Source organism: Arsenicibacter rosenii (assembly GCF_001870735.1).
Taxonomy (GTDB): Bacteria; Bacteroidota; Bacteroidia; order Cytophagales; family Spirosomataceae; genus Arsenicibacter; species Arsenicibacter rosenii.
The window spans coordinates 1-1,803 of the sequence record NZ_MORL01000114.1; the positions used below are offsets into that span (position 1 = coordinate 1).

Genomic DNA, 1,803 nt, shown 5'->3' on the forward strand with positions numbered 1-1,803 from the left:
GTCACTAATTGTACGGCCATAACGCCGGGAACGCTTAGTAAGTAAGTACTAAACCCAACATGCAACAATTGCCTGTAAGAACAATGAAAAACCTATACTCATTTATACAACTCCTGAGTTTTTTGATAACCCTGCTCATCAGCAAAAACGCTCAGGCACAGTTTGGATCCGATATCGGTGCCCCGGCTATTTCAACTTTGACCTGGGATCATATCGCGTCGGATCGCGAAAATTTTACGTCTCCTGCAGTAGGTAGTGCGGCTTCAATGGATGGGAGTAGTATTGGGTTAACCACGAATAAAAAGATCTATGTCTGGGGGTCAAACTGTGGCTTTTCCATTCATACGGGTTATACAATGAACGGTACTTTTATTTACCGGAAATACCAGACAACGCCCCGGTTTGTCCCGAGCCCGGCAGGTGAAACAGTAAAAAAAGTGGATATCATCAGTGCCAAAGGTGGCCCTATGTTTTTTTGCCTGACCGAAAGCGGGAAACTCTATGCCTGGGGAGTCAACGGCCAATTTCAGTCGTCGGCCAGAGGGCTGTTGAGTACGGCTGAATACGGCACATCACCGGCCTGGCCACTTGTAGATAGTGAACAATCCGACTCAACGATGTCTGTTCGTGCGCCACGTTTACTCAATGTTGCCGGTCAGAGTGTAATTGTCGATTTTGATGTAGCCACAAATACCGGCAGCCCCATGTGTATAGCAATTTCGGCGACGGGTGATGCCTATTTTATCGGCAGCGACGAGTCAACAACCTTTACGGCCATTCCGAAGCCGGCAGGGGTGGACGGAACCTTTAAATACACGCGGGTGTGGTTATCTGCTTATGAGGGTGGCGTTGGATATAAAAAGGCATTTTTAAAAGGCAGTGATGGGAAAATCTATTATACCGGCAGAATGAACGGTCAGTTTAACACCGGTGTACCATCACTCTATAACAATACAACGGTAACCACCACCGAAACAAACGGGACCATTACAACAATTACTCCACGGGAAGCACCCCTGCCCGCAGGAGAAGACATTACCAACATTCGTTTTGATGCCACCAGCAAGTTTAGTGCTGTTTTTGCGATCAGTGCAAGTGGCAAAGCGTTCATGGCCGGAGGGTGGCGACGGGTTAATAAGGACAACCCCCCATATACCTACACTACAGTTCCACTGAAAACGGCTCCGGTTGTCAATACAGAACTTGACCTGTTTACCAGTGCTACCTTTAGCTTTGATACTATCTACTTATTAAAAAAGTTTGTGGAAGTAGCCATGCCGCCAGGCGCTACTAAAATTCTGGATATGTATCCCCACAGCTGGGTTGATAATTATCCGTCTAACTCGCTTGTTGTTGGCGATAATAATAAGGTTTACTGGAGTGGCCGGCTTGTAGACAGCCAGAGGCCGGAGCTTATTCCAGGCAACTTCCTGGAGCCTGTGCGCGACCCGGCATATGGTTTTTATGATCAGTGTAAGGATATCGTGTATTCAAAGACCTCATCGCTCTACAGCTGGACCCATGAAGCCATTAATTACCGGGGAACGGCAAAGTTTATTACTATTGATGAGCGGCATGATGCTGCAACCGGAAACCTGGGATTTATTACAAAATCAGGCCGTGGCTATTATGTGGGTGCCAAAGCTTCCTATACGGGTGCGGGAAAGATTCTGTCTGAAGGCTCAGCCCTCTGGGGATTGATGTTCCCTACGCCCATTGCCAATGAGCTTCTTGAAACCTGTAACACTAACCCGGGCACGGGTGGTGAAAACATAACTACCCCCAACTCAGCCACCGGTACCA

Annotated in this window: 1 protein-coding gene; it reads left to right on the forward strand. The window is 47.8% G+C overall.

Annotated features, from left to right (window positions below; genetic code table 11):
* Positions 1–83: 83 nt before the first annotated feature.
* The coding region (locus tag BLX24_RS30160) for an RCC1 domain-containing protein (protein ID WP_143092912.1) at positions 84–1,803 on the forward strand (1,720 nt) is incomplete at its 3' end.